At 43.7% G+C, this 16,903-nt stretch carries 14 protein-coding genes; 8 read left to right on the forward strand and 6 right to left on the reverse strand.

The features are described 5' to 3' along the window. Nucleotides 1-85 precede the first annotated feature (85 nt). Nucleotides 86-1,474: an alkaline phosphatase family protein gene (gene phoB, locus RAC86_RS08975; protein ID WP_377885512.1), complete on the forward strand. Its 1,389-nt coding sequence runs from the start codon at nt 86-88 to the stop codon at nt 1,472-1,474. A 65-nt stretch (nt 1,475-1,539) separates the two neighbouring features. Beyond that, a complete protein-coding gene (locus tag RAC86_RS08980; protein ID WP_015252697.1) occupies nt 1,540-2,250 on the forward strand; it encodes a membrane lipoprotein lipid attachment site-containing protein in 711 nt (236 codons plus the stop codon). Between the two features lie 38 nt (nt 2,251-2,288). On the opposite strand, the gene RAC86_RS08985 is transcribed toward RAC86_RS08980, so the two are convergent. From RAC86_RS08985 to RAC86_RS08995, 3 genes are all read right to left on the reverse strand, one after another. Further along, the gene (locus tag RAC86_RS08985; RefSeq protein ID WP_088325364.1) at nt 2,289-3,476 is read right to left on the reverse strand and encodes a macrolide family glycosyltransferase; all 1,188 of its coding nucleotides are present in this window, start codon (nt 3,474-3,476) and stop codon (nt 2,289-2,291) included. Nucleotides 3,477-3,636: 160 nt separating this feature from the next. Next, nucleotides 3,637-4,899, reverse strand: a complete 1,263-nt coding sequence (locus tag RAC86_RS08990; RefSeq protein WP_377885513.1) for a glycosyl hydrolase family 18 protein — start codon at nt 4,897-4,899, stop codon at nt 3,637-3,639. A gap of 126 nt (nt 4,900-5,025) precedes the next feature. Next, complete coding sequence (locus RAC86_RS08995; RefSeq protein WP_003234129.1) at nt 5,026-5,700, reverse strand: GntR family transcriptional regulator; 675 nt, start codon at nt 5,698-5,700, stop codon at nt 5,026-5,028. Between the two features lie 247 nt (nt 5,701-5,947). Between RAC86_RS08995 and RAC86_RS09000 the strand changes: the two genes are divergently transcribed. Then, nucleotides 5,948-6,685 (forward strand): sulfite exporter TauE/SafE family protein, encoded by a 738-nt coding sequence (locus RAC86_RS09000; RefSeq protein ID WP_038427450.1) that lies wholly within the window; start codon nt 5,948-5,950, stop codon nt 6,683-6,685. Between the two features lie 35 nt (nt 6,686-6,720). Here RAC86_RS09000 and RAC86_RS09005 read toward each other — a convergent pair whose 3' ends face one another. Further along, nucleotides 6,721-7,929: an MFS transporter gene (locus RAC86_RS09005; protein WP_014475975.1), complete on the reverse strand. Its 1,209-nt coding sequence runs from the start codon at nt 7,927-7,929 to the stop codon at nt 6,721-6,723. A 311-nt stretch (nt 7,930-8,240) separates the two neighbouring features. On the opposite strand from RAC86_RS09005, the gene RAC86_RS09010 reads away from it, so the two are divergent. Both RAC86_RS09010 and RAC86_RS09015 read left to right on the forward strand, forming a co-directional pair. After that, nucleotides 8,241-8,735 carry a MarR family transcriptional regulator gene (locus RAC86_RS09010; RefSeq protein WP_015252703.1) on the forward strand — a complete coding sequence of 165 codons (495 nt, stop codon included), beginning with the start codon at nt 8,241-8,243 and terminating at the stop codon, nt 8,733-8,735. A 15-nt stretch (nt 8,736-8,750) separates the two neighbouring features. Then, nucleotides 8,751-9,380: a nitroreductase family protein gene (locus RAC86_RS09015; protein ID WP_003234135.1), complete on the forward strand. Its 630-nt coding sequence runs from the start codon at nt 8,751-8,753 to the stop codon at nt 9,378-9,380. Between the two features lie 149 nt (nt 9,381-9,529). Here the strand turns inward: RAC86_RS09015 and RAC86_RS09020 are convergent, their stop codons facing one another. Further along, the gene (locus RAC86_RS09020) at nt 9,530-12,187 is read right to left on the reverse strand and encodes an MMPL family transporter (RefSeq protein WP_377885514.1); all 2,658 of its coding nucleotides are present in this window, start codon (nt 12,185-12,187) and stop codon (nt 9,530-9,532) included. Further along, nucleotides 12,184-12,642: a MarR family transcriptional regulator gene (locus tag RAC86_RS09025; protein WP_040084379.1), complete on the reverse strand. Its 459-nt coding sequence runs from the start codon at nt 12,640-12,642 to the stop codon at nt 12,184-12,186. Before RAC86_RS09025 ends, RAC86_RS09020 begins: the two co-directional genes overlap by 4 nt. Before the next feature lie 163 nt (nt 12,643-12,805). Between RAC86_RS09025 and dinB the strand changes: the two genes are divergently transcribed. The 3 genes from dinB to vmlR all read left to right on the forward strand — a co-directional run bounded on the left by dinB (nt 12,806) and on the right by vmlR (nt 16,835). Further along, a complete protein-coding gene (gene dinB, locus RAC86_RS09030; protein WP_377885515.1) occupies nt 12,806-13,324 on the forward strand; it encodes a damage-inducible protein DinB in 519 nt (172 codons plus the stop codon). A gap of 171 nt (nt 13,325-13,495) precedes the next feature. Continuing rightward, on the forward strand, nt 13,496-14,872 hold the full coding sequence (locus RAC86_RS09035; RefSeq protein WP_014475969.1) for an amino acid permease: 1,377 nt from the start codon (nt 13,496-13,498) through the stop codon (nt 14,870-14,872). 319 nt (nt 14,873-15,191) lie between these two features. Further along, nucleotides 15,192-16,835, forward strand: coding sequence for an ABC-F type ribosomal protection protein VmlR (gene vmlR, locus RAC86_RS09040; protein ID WP_377885526.1), 1,644 nt, complete (start codon nt 15,192-15,194; stop codon nt 16,833-16,835). Nucleotides 16,836-16,903: the final 68 nt, after the last annotated feature.

A 16,903-nucleotide genomic window follows, 5' to 3' on the forward strand; every position in this document is an offset into this window, starting at 1 on the left:
TTAAAATCCATTAATACTAGCTTAACAGTTTAAAAATATAATTGGGTTGTCATTGAGATTCATCTATATTTAGGAGGTTATCCAGTTGAAAAAATTCCCGAAGAAATTACTGCCTATCGCGGTTTTAACATCAATTGCGTTCAGCAGCTTAGCCAGCGGCAGTGTGCCTGAAGCCAGCGCCCAGGAAAAGAAAAAGGGGAACCACGACGAAATTAAAAATGTTATTGTTCTGATTGGTGATGGTATGGGTGTGTCTTATACGTCTGCTTATCGATACTTAAAGGATAATAAAAAGACAAAAGTTGTGGAGCCTACGGCTTTTGATCAGTACCTTGTCGGCCAGCAAACAACTTACCCCGATGATCCTGAACAAAATGTAACAGATTCTGCAGCGGCGGCAACGGCTATGTCTGCGGGAATTAAAACATACAATAATGCCATAGCCGTTGATAACGACGGGTCAGAAGCCAAAACGGTGCTTGAAGCTGCGAAAGAAAAAGGAAAAGCAACAGGACTTGTGGCCACTTCAGAAATTACACACGCCACTCCGGCCTCTTTTGGTTCACACGACCACAGCCGAAAAAATATGAACTCAATTGCGGATGATTATTTTGATGAGATGGTCAACGGCAAGCACAAAATTGATGTCCTTCTAGGCGGAGGAAAGAGCAATTTTGACCGTAAGGACCGTAATTTGATTAAGGAATTCAAAAAGGCGGGGTACAGCTACGTGGATGATCGCAAGGACATGCTGAAAAACAAAGACAGCCAAGTTCTCGGCCTATTCGCTGACGGCGGCCTGCCTAAAAAGATTGACCGTACGAAGGATATTCCATCACTTAAAGATATGACAAACACAGCCATTAAAAAATTAAACAAGGATAAAGACGGATTCTTCCTCATGGTGGAAGGCAGCCAGATTGACTGGGCGGGCCATGACAATGATATCGTTGGCGCCATGAGCGAGATGGAAGACTTCGAACAAGCTTATAAGGCGGCTATTGATTTCGCTAAAAAAGACAAGCACACATTGGTTGTCGCAACGGCTGACCACTCAACCGGCGGATATTCCATCGGTGCGGACGGCATCTACAACTGGTTCAGTGAACCCATTAAAGCCGCAAAGCGCACACCAGACTTTATGGCAGAAAAGATCGCTGACGGCGCGGATGTTGAAAAAACGTTGAAAACATATATCGATCAAAAGAAATTGGCTTTAACAAAAGCCGAAATTCAATCTGTTGAAGAAGCGGCAAAATCGAAGGAAGTACTGGATATCGATAACGCAATCGAGAACATCTTTAATAAACGCTCTCACACTGGATGGACAACAGGCGGACATACCGGTGAAGATGTTCCCGTCTATGCATACGGTCCGTCTAGTGAGACATTTGCCGGCCAAATCGACAATACAGAAATCGCCAAAAATGTTTTCAAGGCTTTACAATACAACATTAAGATTAACGATAAGTAAAAGAATACAAGGTGTCCCGTTGCTTGTATGAAGTAACGGGATCTCTTTTTAATGGAGGAATCATCATGAGAAGAATTCTTTCAATTTTCGTTTTTGCTATCATGCTTGCGGGCTGCTCATCAAACGCCAGTACTGAAAAACAGCATGCAGGCGGGGAGAAAACAGTAAAAGCTGAGCCGCAAAGCACTTCATCCCAGAAGGACAGCACAGATAATTATCAACCTAATTCCCAGGTAACTGATGACCGGTCATTGCTTAAGGTCGGCCAAACGTTTTCAGATGATAAAGGAAAAGCTGTCTTAAAAGATATCAAACAAGTGAACAAAACCTATAAGATTGGCGACGTGGAGTTAACAGTAAAAGAAATGAAGCTGATCCACTTGCGCCCGGACTACAGCATGATTGATTACTTTCATGAGTTAACACACGATGAAGAGTTTGATTTCGTTAAGGTTTTCGTTGATATCAAGAACACCTCTTCAAAAAAAGTAAATGTTGCGCCGATTGCATTGATGAAAACAAATACGGGCGAAACCTTTGAATGGAACAAAGATATTTATCTTGAAGAGTTAAACGGCGAATTGGAAGGCGGCGCCGAAAAGTCCGGAAATCTCGGCTTTATTGTGAACGCATCAAGCCGCCATGCTCATGATAAGGCCGCGGATGCTGAGAAGAAAACAAAAGAGATCAAGTGGATCGAAATCACGACAAGTGACGTCTTTGACCATAACCATAAGAAAATCAGTGATGCTCAAAAAATCAAAATCAAGTTTTAAATCAAGAACTCCCGTACAAGGTACGGGAGTTCTTTTTCTTATTTGTTTTTTTGGCGAATCAACTCATCAATCCGCTCCATCACTTCTTCCATGTCCATACATTCTTTGAAGCTTTGATTGATTTTTTTTATGCCTGCCGTATACTGATCGTTGCGCAAAACCTCATCTACGGCCTGTTTTAATATATGGGCATTGACTTCATCTTTAGAGATGACATAGCCTGCATGGAGTTCAGAGAGACGCTGCGCCACCATCGGCTGATCCTTGTCATGAGGCATGACAACCAGTGGCACGCTGAAATGAATGCCTTCGTTTACGCTGTTCATTCCGCCGTGTGTAATGAAAACATCCGATTGCTCCAGCACTTCCAGCTGAGGGACATACGGAGCAATGATAAAGTTTTCCGGCGCCTGCTTTAATTTGGTCAGGTCCGCTTTTTCTCCGGCAGCGATGACGACTTTTCCATTAAAGCCTGAAAATGCATCAATACAAAGGTTGAAGAAATCCTCTGTATGATCCAGTACAGTCCCCATTGAAATATAAATGACCTTCTCATCTTTTAGCTGTTCAATCGGGAAATCTGTTTTTTCCGCTCTCTTTGGAAAGCTCGGCCCGATAAATAGACATTCATCCCCGAAACGATCACTTTCTGGCTGAAAATAACGGCTTGTATACACTACGTTCAATTCCCCTTTATTGTTCATGAATTGAACCAGGTTTTTCGGGGCAACACCGTACGTTTCTTTCATTTTTGCCAAAAGGTCTTCGCACTCTTGATCCAATTCAAGCGGCGCTCCAGACTCCGGATGCAGCGGCAGGATTTTCAGGTGCTCCTCGCCAAACAAGAAAGACGCCGATGAAGAGACTCCTGGAATATCTAAGTAATCCCTTACCAATTCCCCCGCGCCGAATTTATCATAATAAACAAAATCAAATTGAATGCTCTTAGATAAGTCTTTGACAATCTGTAAAATGTCCAATGACGTTTTGATATGGATTTTCACGAAATCAAGAATGCCATTGGGCGAACCGACATGAATAGGTGTCGTTCGCAGCAGATCCCGGTGAAGATGGACCGTTGCTCCGGCTGCTTCTAATCGTTTTTTATATTTTTCAGTGGATATATAATGGACATCATATCCCTTATCGGAAAACGCTTTTGTAATGCCTAAGGTAGGATTCACATGGCCTTCCGCAGGAAAATTCAAAATCAATACTGTCTTCATGTAGACAACTCCCTCTCAAATCGTATTCTGACTCTTTGTTTGATCAGACTACTACTAATCGTAAAATGGGAACACAACCCATGCAAGGTACAAATGAATGAACTATTCTGCTGCTCTGGACTTAATCAAAAAAAAGACACCCAAGCTCTGGTGTCTTTTTTTACACTTTTCTGATCGTAAAAAATTTCCGCAGAAGCCATGGGCCCGGTGTAAAGCCCAGCGTTAACTGCCAAGCGCCAATAGCCTGCAATCTGTATTCGCGGACGATCTGCATCTTCCGGCTCATGCTTCTGACATCCTCAAACCATACCTCATGCGTCCGCCCCTGCTGATCACTGTACCGGAAAAACGGTGATTGATATTCGGCTGAATATTGTATCGGGGATTGGTACCTCATCGCTCTTTCGATTGCGTTTTGATTTGAAATCGCTGAAGCAACTGTGCCCGGCTGGTACGGGATGATCCAGTCGTACCCGTAGAGCGGGACTCCGATAATGATTTTTCTGCTCGGCACCTGCGCAATCGTAAACTCAATGGTTCTCCTTATTTCAGTAATCGGCGCTACAGGACCCGGCTCACTTCCGGCATGATGCCAATCATAAGCCATGATAAACATATAATTGACAACCGCTCCTATCCCCCCGTAATCGTAGCCCCTCAGCCATGGAATATTATCACTTGTTTTTGCAGGAACAGCTATCGTCAGCACATACCCTCCCGCCTGAAGTCGATCTCTCAGCTGGCGTAAAAAACCAGTAAAAAGATCGCGATCCGCGGCGCTCACCTGCTCAAAATCGATTGTGACACCGCCATATCCCCTTGTGGAAACTAAGTCATAAATGTTGTTGACCAGATTGGTTCTCGCTGTCGGATTGTTTAGCACTTGGTGAACAATCTCCGTACTGAAGCCTCCTGATGTAAGGTTCGTTATTGTTGCCAGCGGCGTCACCCGTCTTTGCCATGTTGTCTCAATAGCGGCCGCATCATTCAATTGGTTTGCAATGTCGCCGTTCGGTGCAATATGGTATTCGAAAATCGAAATCGAAGACGAGTATGGCGCATAATCATTGATTAATTCCCGATCGAGGTCAGGATTTCGGAGCACGTAAAAACTCAATGTCCCCGCAATGTAATTTGAGATCGAAGGAATCGTTATTTTTGCTCCCGCTTGTAAAGCACTTGGGCTGATGCCCGGGTTTGCGGCTCGCAGTCGCTCTAATGGCACAAACGCTTTAGCTGCAATGGCGGTAAGCGTATCTCCCGGCTGGACTGTATATACATAAAGAGGGATAAGCAGAGCCTGCCCCGGCACGATATTCGTTTCATCTAAACCATTCACACCCCGTATTTGATCAACAGAAGCACCGTATCTTCTGCCTATCGAAAACAAAGAATCACCAGGCCCGACGATATGGATAAACATGTTTAACCCCCATTATTCGTTAGTCAAACCATCATAAAATCTTATTAACGGGGCCTCTTAGATATGTGGTGAATACATAAAAAAATACCAAGGGTTCTGCTCTCCCTTGGTACCGGATCATAGAAATCAATTCTCTTTTCCTTCTTCAAGCACATGCTTCAAATGCTCACAGTCATGATTGAAATGAGCCAGCACATGCTGTTTGGCTGCTTCTTTGTTTTTCTTTTTCACTTCTTCAAATATCCTGCGGTGCTCACGCAGTATCGTTTCTGCACGGTGGTCGCCGGTATAATTAAGGATTCTGCAAAAATGAATCAGGTCATTTACATGCTCAAGCAAATTTTTCAAATGTCTGTTATGGCTGAAATCAACCAGCAGCTCATGAAATTTTTGGTTTAAACGAATGATTTCCGTATCTTCCGTGCCGTTGTGAATGGCTTTCTCTGTTTCTTCAAGCTGTTTTTCGAGTATGGTCAGCTCTTCTTCGTCCGCTTCGTCTATGACTAATTCGACTGCCAGCTGCTCCAGCGGAATTCTGATTTTATAAATCTCATCTACATCTTTTGCCGTTAACGACGTGATCGAAAACCCATTTCGGTCATCCGCTTTTAACAAACCATCTTTCTCAAGCAATCGCATGGCTTCCCTTATCGGAGAGCGGCTGACGCCAAAGCTTTTCGCCAGCTGTGTTTCGTTTATCCGTTCCCCAGGCTTAAAAGTCCCGTTGAAGATCATTTTTTTTAGCTGGTTATAAAATTGCAGGTAGTAGGGAGTCGGTTTATCTAATTTAAAATCGTCCATATATAATACCTCTTTTGAATATATTCAAGGGCTTTTCTTCATCAAAATCATATAACAGATGGTAATGGGAAGCAACAAACTGCCTTGTCAGATCCCAGAATTTGAGGTACGATATGTTTGCTGAACGACGGTCGACGGACTACTGGCAACCGAAAAACGGCGTGTTTTTCTTCGTCAATAGGACACCATACCTCCGCCAGAATAGCATACGATTACATTTTTACATCTTTTCAATGGAGGAATAAATATGCTCATTATTCTTGTTATGTTTCTTCTAGGAATTATTTTAGGCTTTATTGGCGCCGGTGGAGCCGGCTTTGTCATTGCCCTTTTAACGCTTCTTTTCCATATCCCGATTCATACGGCTTTAGGCACTTCACTTGCCGGCATGGCTTTTACAAGCTTATCAGGGGCATACAGCCACTATCGCGAGGGCAACATTCAAATGAAAATCGGCTTAATAGTCGGAGGCTTTGCTGCGGTTGGCTCATTTTTCGGCGCCAAGCTGACATCTTTTATTCCGGCTGATTTGCTTCATTATTTGACGGCTGGAATGTTATTTTTATCAGCAATTCTCATTTTAATCAGATTATTTATTTTAAAAGAGAAGGCTCAAGTGAATCAAAGCAATCTTTCAACGTATACGAGAGCGGTCATCTTAGGAATTGCAGCCGGCGTTCTTTCCGGCACATTCGGCATCGGGTCTGCACCTTTTATTCAAATTGGTTTAATGATTATGCTGAATCTGTCCATTCGCCATTCTGTCGGAACGACGATGCTTGTGATCATCCCTCTGGCTGTAGGTGGAGGCATCGGATATATTACAGAAGGTTTTGTTGATTACGTTTTACTTGTCAAAGTTCTGGTCGGGACAATGTGCGGGGCCTATGTAGGCGCGAAATTCACCAACCTCATGCCAAAGGTGGTTTTGAAATCAGCCATCTTTTTGACTCCGGCGATTGCTGGCCTGCTGTTGTTATTCTAAATAAAACAAAAAACCTGACGTCATGTCAGGTTTTTTTATGAATTCTGCCCTACTCGTTCTTTCGTTAATCCAAAAAACGCCAGTGAGCCGATGACAGCTGTCACAAACATGATGGCTCCCATCGGAACGGCTGTTGTCTCATTAATGCCTACAAGCGGTGACACGATTGAACCGAGGAGCAGCGGAAGCATTCCAAGCAGCGCACTTGCACTTCCGGCGCGGTGCCCCTGCTTTTCCATGGCCAGGGTAAACGTGCTGGTCAGAACCATGCCGATCGTAATCATGTAAATGAAAATGGATATGACTAATGTAGCAAGAGGACCGTGAATCATGGTCATGGTTAATAGCACAGCCGTCGCAATCATAGCCGTAATGACCGCTATACGAAGCAGGCTTTTTTCATGAATGATTCCGCCAAAGCGTCCGATGATAAAGCTGCCCGATATAATCGCCAGCCCGTTAATGCCAAAAAGAATACTAAATACCTGCGGCGACACCCCGTAGATATCCTGGTATACAAAAGGCGTACCAGACACATATGCAAAGCTTCCCCCGTGAATAAATCCGACAGTTAACGCGTACCCCATAAAGGATCGATCCTTCAGCAGGCTGCCCATCGTTTTGACGGATGTTCCGATTGAGCTTGGAATCCGTTTTTCCGGCGGAAGCGTTTCTTTTAACCTCAATGCAATCAGAAGAACTAGTAAAAATCCGATGATCATGAGGACGTGAAAAATTGTATGCCACGTTGCGAACGGCAAAAGCAAAATGGCACCGCCTGTCATAGGCGCAACCATTGGCGCCACCGCGGTAATGACCATTAACAGCGAGAAAAATTTAGAAAGCTCTCTTCCGGTAAACACATCGCGGACGATTGCGCGAGACAGCACAAGCCCTGCAGAAGCAGTGAAGCCTTGTAAAAAACGCGCAGCCACTAAAGTTGTTATATTGGGCGACAGTGCACAAAACAGAGAAGATAACGCAAATAAAAAAATACAGATTAATAGCGGTTTTCGTCTTCCCTGCGCATCGCTGACCGGCCCGACAATCAGCTGGCCGATCGTAAGCCCGACCAGACAGGCTGTTAAACTTAACTGAACAAGTGAAGCACTTGCTGATAAATCTTCCGCGATTTCAGGAAAACTTGGCAAATACATATCTATATTAAGCGGGCCCAATATAGCAAGCATGCCGAGCAGAAACGCTAGTGCCAAGCGTTCTTTTCCAGTTGGATTGTGCAGCATGTTATCAAACCTTCCCTTCAATCTAGTCCCTTATATAATGGATGTCAGCTCCAACTATGGATTGAAGCTGTGAAACATTTGTATATTGTATCATAACTTTCAGCCTGTGAAAGCCGCTTGAGCACGGGCTCGGCAAAGTGATATTCCGAACACCTATAAATGGGAATGATGCAGGGAATCATCGTGACCAGCATCATCTGAAGAAGCGGCCAGCTTTTTTTGCTAAGTTCTAGCCTAGCGAATTTTATACGCTGGGAGGTTTTTCGAAAATGCAAATGGCTTGCAAGATGAAATCAATCGTTGTATATTAATTGACGTGTCAATCATTGATATATCAATTAATAGTTTTGACAGGAAAGAAGGGATGGGTTTTGGCGTCATTTTGTTCAGAGGAAGCCGAGATTTTATATCAGCTGCAAGGCGTGAACAAGGTGATTGGCGTGAAGTTCGAGGCATGCACGGGCATCAGCCAATCTCGTTTGGAATTGCTGACATTGCTTTATCATGCAGATGAGATCAGTCAAAGCGACCTTCAAAAGAAAGTAAATATCGATAGCGCAGCCGTTACCAGACACCTGAAACAGCTGGAAGCTAAAGGCATGGTATCAAGGCGGCGCAAGCCTGAGGACAACCGCATCACCCTTGTTCGGTTAACAGACCAAGGAAGAGAGCGAATTGAGTCTTCTAAGAAGGAAAAGGAGCGTTTCATGAAGGAAATGCTCGCAAATGTAAGCGCAGAAGAACGCCGCCTGCTCATTGATGTGCTGGCGCGCATGCGAAACAATATAAATAATATCGAAGCTTAAGAGGAGTGTATCAACATGATCAAAACAAACGATTTTATGGAAATTATGAAAGGCCGCCGTTCTATCCGCAACTATGATCCGGCAGTAAAAATCAGCAAAGAAGAAATGACAGAGATCTTAGAGGAAGCAACAACTGCCCCATCTTCTGTTAACGCGCAGCCATGGCGTTTTCTTGTCATTGACAGCCCGGAAGGAAAAGAAAAGCTCGCACCGCTTGCAAGCTTTAACCAAACACAGGTCACAACATCATCTGCTGTCATCGCTGTATTTGCAGACATGAACAATGCAGACTACTTAGAAGAAATCTATTCAAAAGCCGTGGAACTTGGTTACATGCCGCAGGAGGTCAAAGACAGACAAATCGCCGCGCTGACCGCACATTTTGAAAAGCTTCCGGCACAGGTCAACCGTGAAACGATCCTGATTGATGGAGGTCTTGTTTCCATGCAGCTGATGCTGACTGCACGCGCGCATGGCTACGATACAAACCCGATCGGCGGATACGATAAAGAAAACATCGCGGAAACCTTCGGATTAGATAAAGAACGTTATGTACCGGTTATGCTACTTTCTATCGGAAAAGCAGCAGACGAAGGCTATGCTTCCTACCGTCTGCCGATTGATACAATTGCAGAATGGAAATAAAACAAAGAGCCCGGGAATGTTTTCCGGGCTCTTTGTTTTTAAGTACCCAGCCGCCGTTTGATCGTCTGACCTTTTTTGGGTAACACGTCTGAAGTTAGTCGTTTAGATCATGAAAAAAGAGTGATGACCATTCATCACTCTTCTCTCGATTATTCTTTTCCTTTCTTCCTGCCGAACGGCCACCAGTTTCCTTCTCCAAAGGTTGCAATGATTGCCGGGATGAAGAGCGGAAGTATGACAAGGCCGTAAAGCAAGAGCCCGATGATGATAACACTTGCCACCTGCATCAGTGTATTGACACCTGAAGGCATCATCGCCGCGAACGTACCGGCCAATATAATGGCAGCTGTAATAATGACAGATCCCATTTTGCTCATTGACCTGACGACACCTTGCTCAATGCCAAGGTGCACCTCTTCCTTAAATCGATCCAGCAAGAAGATTGAATAATCTACCCCTAACGCGATCAAGATGACAAAGCTGAAGAATGGCACTGCCCAGCTGACACCCGCGTTTCCTAAGCCGTTTACAAAAATTAATTCTGTTATGGATATCGACGTATAGTACGTCAGCAGCAATGACGCGATCATATAAATCGGCATGATCATTGAGCGGAACAAAATGGTTAACACGATAAACAGGCCTATAATCATAATCACCATTGTTCTGGAGAAGTCCGTTGTGGACAGCTCCTTTAAGTCCGCGTTCATACTCGTGACCCCGCCGTATACGATCTGTGCATCCTCCAAAGGAGTGCCGTCAACTTCGTTTGCGACAGCTTTTTTGATTTGGTTTATTGTCGCAATAGCTTGTTCTGAGTACGGATTTGAATCCAGAACGACACTTAATTGAACACCTTTGCCGTCTGCAAAGGAATACTGGTCAATTGACTTCTTAAAGTCTTTGTCCTTCATTACTTGATCAGGAATGAATATGCCAGTATCTCTTACAGTTGGACTTTTGCTCATGTCCTCTAATATATCACTGGAAGCTGTAATACCGTCAGAGACTTTCGTCAGGCCCTCATTTGCGCTTTTCACGCCTTCGGACAGCTTTTTCAGGCTTTCTGTCAGCGTTCCGGCTTGTGCCTGCTGGCCTGAGAGCTGTTGGTTCGCTTGTTCAAGGCCGGTTTGAATCTGGCCAAGCTGTCCGCTGATTGCCGTAAGCTGCTGCACGGTCTGTGCGGTATTGCCGGTTTGGGAAATCTGTTTGCTCACAAGCTGCAGCTGCTGATTGATTTTGCCCAAGCCATCTGCCGCATCGCCCAGTGAACCGCCAGACCCTCCATTTGAGGCCGAGCCGGTTTGCCCTGCCATTTGATTCAGTCCGTTTTCTATATCCGTTAATCCGCTTTGGATATCGGCAATCCCTTTTACTGTCTTATCCAGCCCGTCTGAAACCGATCCTAGCTGGTTATCAATATATAAATCTTTGATTTTTTTACCAGTCGGCTGCGTAATGGTCATAACAGAGTCAACATGATCAACTTTCTCGATCGCTTTGCTGATATTTCCTAGATAGGGGATTGTATCAGCTGTTGTAAGATCTTTGTATCCTTTTACGACAACATTGATCGGGAACGCTTTTCCTTCCCCGAATCCATCCTTAATGGCCTCGAGAGCTTTTATAGATTTATAATCGCTGCTGATTTCCGCAGTTGAGTCGAATGAAATCTGGTCATCATAGGTCAAGATGAACGGAAGCGTGATAATGACCGTGATGACAATAAACAGAAACGGACGCGCAACGGAATGCCTGCCGAGAAACGCCCATAGTTTGTTATCACTGTGTGACAGCACTTTCTTAGAAGGCCAGAATAATTTTTCACCCAGCGTCACCATAAATAATGGCAGCAGTGTGTAGAGGATGATCATTAAAATTCCCACACCGACTGCTACCCCTACTGCGGATTGGAAAATCGCAAACTTCGCAAATCCTAAGGCGGAAAATCCGATCAATACCGCAAATCCGCTGATAAATAAGGTTTTTCCCCCTGTGCGGTAAGCGATAAGCGCCGCTTCTTTTTTATCATGCCCGTTTGCCAATTCTTCACGGAACCGTGTAAGAAGCAGTATGCAGTAATCTGTTCCAATGCCGAACAGGATCGCAACTAAGAAGGTTTGCGTAAACGTCGAGATAGGAAAATCAACATTGTATACAAGGATGCCCAGTATAGATTGACTGATCAGATAAGAAAAACCGACAACCACAATCGGGATAAAAGGCGTCACAACAGATCGGAACACGATCAACAGTAAACCGATGATCAGGCAGACTGTTATCACTTCCGTTTTCTTAAGCCCTTCCTCTGAGCTGTGAGCGAAATCCTGGTTGATAAGGGAAGCTCCCGTAATATAAGCCGTCAAATCATCAGGAACGATTTGATAAATCTCGTCCGCGATTTTTTCCGCCTTTTTATCAGAACCTGTAATCGTGACAGGCATGAGAACGGTTTTCTTGTCTTTCGACATCAACTGGTCTTTGACTTCTTTTTCCGCTGACAGAGGAGATGTTACCTCTTCTACACCGTCGATCTTTTTGATTTTATCGATCATTATCCGAAGCTGATTCTCTGTTTCTTTCTTTAGAGCATGGTCTAATGAAAAGACGACACTGATCGAATTATTGTCTTCTCCCGCTTGTTTTAAAATGGCGTTTGCCCTTTCTGAAACAGCATCAGCGGGAAGCTGGGCCTGCCCCTTTTGATTGGCCAGCTCCGTTAAGTTCGGAGAAAATAAACTCAATACGACGGTAAGCGCTAATATAATGGCTGCAATTGCCCACTTGAATTTGATGATGGCTCTCATTCGGCAGAATCTCCTCCTTTAAATTTGCTTTTTAAAATGGTGAATATCTCTATGATGGAATTTACGTGTTCCTCATCTATATCATCGATCAGCTCTTTGAGCGCGTTAAAGATGGCGGAATCTAATTCTTCGAGAATTTTTTCACCGCTGGTTGTGATGTTAATAAGCTTAGAGCGCTTATCACTTTTTGCCGGACAGTCATCCCATTCAACCCATCCTTTATCGAGCAGCTTTTTCAGTCGGTTAGAAATCGCGCTCTTATGTACATTTTGGTACATGGCCAGGCTGCCGGGAGAGGTTGGGCCCTTGACTTTTAAAATCTTCAGCAGGTCTGCCTGTTCCCTTGAGATATGCTTGAAGACATCCTGATTGATTTCACGATGCACAAACTCTGTCCCTTCAAGCAGGACTTCCACAAACAGGTTTATCGCCTGACATAGCTTTTGTTCATTCAACATCTTCCCCTCCTCATTATAGTTTACCCCGCTAAACTTTATGATCAATGTTAATTAGTTTATTCCTCTAAACTATGTCTGTCAACATATTTTATTTATGATCACACCAAGAACACTCGTTCGTGTATAATAGGAGTTATAACCGCGAAAGGGGAAAATTGACATGTCAGATTTTGCACTGAAATTGTATCAATATAACATCTGGGCCAATCAGCAAATCTTCAACCGATTAAAAGAGCTTCCAAAAGAGGTATACCATCAAGACATTCAAAGTGTGTTTCCGTCGATATCCCATGTATTGTCTCATGTTTACCTTTCTGATCTCGGCTGGATTGAAGTGTTTTCCGGCAAAACGATGAGCGATGCTTTGGCGTTAGCTGAACAGCTAAAAGAACAGACAGAGGCAAAAGAAATGGAGGAAATGGAAGACCTGTTTCTGAAGTTATCCGAGCGCTACACACTATTTTTACAGCAAAGAGAACAGCTCAATCAGCCCCTCCAGATTCAAAATCCCTCAGGCGGAATCATGAAAACAACTGTTTCCGAACTGATTCCCCACGTTGTCAATCACGGAACATACCACCGCGGCAATATCACGGCAATGCTGCGGCAGGCAGGATACGCATCCGCACCGACAGATTATGGGCTTTACCTGTACATGCAAAAAACTGAACAGGCATAGGAAAGCGGCTCCTACATGGAGCTGCTTTCTTTTGCTGAATAGTCCAAATCACATTAAAATTTCCTTTCATATACCCTTTATAGTAAAAAAGATAGAAATTTTAGTGTTATAATAATCATTAAAAATAGATTGCTGACTCAATAATCAATTTTTAATGGAGGAACACATAAAGTGACAGACGACATGACGAAAGACAATATAAATCAGCAAACATTGCAGAGAGGCTTGAAAAACAGGCATATCCAGCTTATCGCCATCGGCGGGGCTATTGGGACAGGCTTATTTCTCGGCTCAGGCAAATCGATTCATTTTGCCGGACCGTCGATTTTATTTGCTTATATGATCACAGGAATCATTTGCTTTTTAATTATGAGATCGCTGGGTGAACTGCTGTTATCAAATTTGAACTACCACTCTTTTGTGGATTTTGTACAAGACTACCTAGGCGATATGGCAGCCTTTATTACCGGCTGGACATATTGGTTCTGCTGGATTTCCATTGCGATGGCTGATCTGACAGCCGTCGGGCTCTACACTCAATATTGGCTCCCTGGTGTGCCCCAATGGGTGCCCGGCTTAATCGCTCTTATTATTTTACTGATTATGAACCTGGCGACAGTCAAGCTTTTTGGAGAATTAGAATTTTGGTTTGCTTTGATTAAAGTCATTGCCATTTTGGCGTTAATCGTCATTGGCCTTGTGATGATTTTCAAAGGCTTTTCCACAAGCTCAGGAGTGTCCAGCTTCACAAATCTTTGGAGCCATGGAGGCCTGTTCCCGAATGGCATGCACGGGTTTATCCTCTCGTTCCAGATGGTTGTGTTTGCCTTTGTCGGCATTGAGCTTGTCGGGCTTACGGCCGGTGAAACAGAAAACCCTGAAAAAGTAATCCCTAAGGCGATTAACAATATCCCTGTCCGTGTGCTGCTTTTTTATATTGGTGCTCTTCTCGTGATTATGAGCATCTATCCTTGGGATGTCATCAACCCTAGCGAAAGCCCATTCGTACAAGTATTTGTTGCGGTTGGCATCGTCGGGGCTGCAAGTATTATCAACTTTGTTGTGTTGACATCCGCTGCTTCAGCATGCAACAGCGCTGTATTCAGTACAAGCCGTATGGTCTATTCCCTGGCGAAAGATCACAATGCGCCTGAGTCAATGGCGAAACTGACTCAGCGTAAAGTGCCTAGAAATGCTTTATTCTTTTCAGCTATCGTGATTTTAATCGGTGTTACGTTAAACTACATCATGCCAGAAGGCGTATTCACCCTGATCACAAGTATTTCAACCGTATGCTTTATCTACATTTGGGGGATTACGGTCATCTGCCATATGAAATACCGCAAAACAAGACCTGAATTAGCGAAAACAAACAAGTTTAAGCTTCCGCTTTATCCGTTTACAAATTACCTGATTCTTGCGTTCCTGGCGTTTGTTCTGGTTGTGCTGGCACTGGCACAGGATACTCGTGTTTCCTTATTTGTCACACCGGTTTGGTTTATTTTGCTGATTGTGATTTATAAAGTGAGAAAAGCGAAGCATCAATAACACTCGAAACTCCTGCCTCAAAAATGAGAGCAGGAGTTTTTTTGATGAAAATGACCTTTGCTTTTGAATTTAAAGGTATGCTATAGTGTTTGTAATCAAAACAAGAAGGGATGATGGGTGGACAATGATTAACTAATCTTATTTTTACCGTTTGAAATCAATATTTCAAATCAAAAAATAGGATTAGTATGCCCATTTTCTATATAAACGACACTGCTATTTATAAAAAATAGCTTATTTGATCATGCACAGGCACGGCTAATCCTTCCAACACATTTGGGAGGATTTTTTTATGCTCCCTTTAAAGCGAGGGATATGGATGAAAGAGATCGTAACATTAACAAACGTTAGCTATGAAGTGAAGGATCTGACTGTTTTTAAAAATATAAATGCTAGTGTTCAGCAAGGAGATATCATTGGGATTATCGGCAAAAACGGCGCTGGGAAATCTACGCTGCTGCACCTCATTCACAATGACTTAGCCCCTTCCCAGGGTCAAATCCTTCGAAAGGATATAAAACTGGCTTTGGTTGAACAGGAAACAGCGGCATATTCCTTTGCGGATCAGACACCTGCCGAAAAGAAGTTACTGGAGAAATGGCATGTGCCTCTTCGTGATTTTCATCAGTTAAGCGGCGGTGAAAAACTGAAAGCGCGGCTGGCGAAAGGACTATCAGAGGATGCAGATCTGCTGCTGTTAGATGAACCGACAAACCACCTTGATGAAAAAAGCTTGCAATTTCTCATCCAACAGCTGAAACATTATAACGGCACTGTGATTCTCGTTTCTCACGATCGATATTTTTTAGACGAAGCCGCAACAAAAATATGGTCGCTTGAGGATCAGACGCTGATTGAATTCAAAGGGAATTACTCCGGGTATATGAAGTTCTGGGAGAAGAAAAGACTCACCCAGCAGCGTGAATATGAAAAGCAGCAAAAAATGGTTGAACGGATTGAAGCACAAATGAATGAGCTCGCTTCTTGGTCGGAAAAAGCCCATGCTCAATCGACGAAAAAGGAGGGGTTTAAAGAATATCACCGGGTAAAAGCGAAGCGTACGGATGCCCAGATAAAATCCAAGCAGAAGCGGCTTGAAAAAGAGCTTGAAAAAGCAAAGGCGGAACCCGTTACCCCAGAATATACAGTCCGCTTTTCAATCGATACAACCCACAAAACAGGAAAACGTTTTTTAGAAGTTCAGAATGTAACAAAAGCGTTTGGAGAAAGGACTCTCTTTAAAAACGCAAACTTTACAATTCAGCACGGCGAAAAGGTTGCGATCATAGGCCCCAATGGCAGCGGAAAAACGACATTACTGAACATCATTCTTGGACAGGAAACAGCAGAAGGAAGCGTATGGGTGTCGCCGTCCGCAAACATCGGCTATTTAACGCAGGAGGTGTTTGATTTGCCTTTAGAACAAACACCGGAAGAGTTATTTAAGAATGAAACATTCAAAGCAAGGGGGCACGTTCAAAATCTGATGAGGCACTTAGGTTTTACAGCCGCCCAATGGACTGAACCGATCAAGCATATGAGTATGGGTGAGCGTGTAAAGATCAAGCTGATGGCCTATATTCTGGAGGAAAAAGACGTGCTGATTTTAGATGAGCCGACAAACCATCTCGACCTGCCGTCACGCGAACAGCTGGAAGAAACACTATCACAATACAGCGGCACATTGCTGGCGGTTTCACATGACCGATACTTTCTCGAAAAAACAACAAACAGTAAACTCGTCATCTCAAACAACGGCATCGAAAAGCAGTTAAACGACGCTCCTTCAGAAAGAAATGAGCGGGAGGAGCTTCGGTTAAAGCTTGAGACAGAAAGACAAGAAGTGCTGGGAAAGCTCAGTTTTATGATGCCAAATGATAAAGGGTATAAAGAGCTTGATCAAGCTTTCAATGAGCTTACGAAACGAATAAAAGAGCTGGATCATCAAGACAAAAAAGACTGAGGGAGAAAGTTCAAGCGGCATTGAAAAGGACAACAGCTGTTGTCCTTTTTTCTTTATATGTTCAAGCC

This window comes from Bacillus sp. LR_5 (assembly GCF_042709275.1).

Coding starts and splice junctions, on each gene's coding strand:
- RAC86_RS08985 (WP_088325364.1), bottom strand. CDS start 3,476: ATGAAGACAGTATTGATTTTGAATTTTCCTGCGGAAGGCCATGTGAAT.
- RAC86_RS09020 (WP_377885514.1), bottom strand. CDS start 12,187: ATGAGAGCCATCATCAAATTCAAGTGGGCAATTGCAGCCATTATATTA.
- RAC86_RS08995 (WP_003234129.1), bottom strand. CDS start 5,700: ATGGACGATTTTAAATTAGATAAACCGACTCCCTACTACCTGCAATTT.
- RAC86_RS09005 (WP_014475975.1), bottom strand. CDS start 7,929: ATGCTGCACAATCCAACTGGAAAAGAACGCTTGGCACTAGCGTTTCTG.
- dinB (WP_377885515.1), top strand. CDS start 12,806: ATGTCAGATTTTGCACTGAAATTGTATCAATATAACATCTGGGCCAAT.
- RAC86_RS09000 (WP_038427450.1), top strand. CDS start 5,948: ATGCTCATTATTCTTGTTATGTTTCTTCTAGGAATTATTTTAGGCTTT.
- vmlR (WP_377885526.1), top strand. CDS start 15,192: ATGAAAGAGATCGTAACATTAACAAACGTTAGCTATGAAGTGAAGGAT.
- RAC86_RS09015 (WP_003234135.1), top strand. CDS start 8,751: ATGATCAAAACAAACGATTTTATGGAAATTATGAAAGGCCGCCGTTCT.
- RAC86_RS08980 (WP_015252697.1), top strand. CDS start 1,540: ATGAGAAGAATTCTTTCAATTTTCGTTTTTGCTATCATGCTTGCGGGC.
- RAC86_RS08990 (WP_377885513.1), bottom strand. CDS start 4,899: ATGTTTATCCATATCGTCGGGCCTGGTGATTCTTTGTTTTCGATAGGC.